This is a genomic window from Paraburkholderia sp. SIMBA_054 (assembly GCF_046534875.1).
GTDB lineage: Bacteria > Pseudomonadota > Gammaproteobacteria > Burkholderiales > Burkholderiaceae > Paraburkholderia > Paraburkholderia hospita.
Genome location: NZ_JAWRXV010001399.1, coordinates 1 through 247 on the forward strand (window position 1 = coordinate 1; position 247 = coordinate 247).

Here is a 247-nt window from a genome sequence, read left to right on the forward strand (position 1 = left end):
GGTATTTTCCTCGGAAGATCAGCTTCACGCCATCGGCGCTCTCGCCGACAAGGCGGGCATCAAGGGGCTGGTCGGAAATTTCCTGCGCGTTGTCGCGCGGAACCGTCGTCTCTTCGCTCTGCCGGGCATCATCGCTGCTTTCCGCATTATTGCTGCTGAACATCGCGGTGAAATTTCCGCCGATGTCATCTCCGCGCACGAACTGAGCGCTGCGCAGCAGAACGAATTGAAGGCAACGCTGAAGGGC

Annotated in this window: 1 protein-coding gene; it reads left to right on the forward strand. The window is 59.1% G+C overall.

Annotated features, from left to right (window positions below; genetic code table 11):
• Positions 1-247 (forward strand): F0F1 ATP synthase subunit delta (locus SB822_RS59660; RefSeq protein ID WP_410859451.1); only part of this gene is annotated, 247 nt, incomplete at both ends.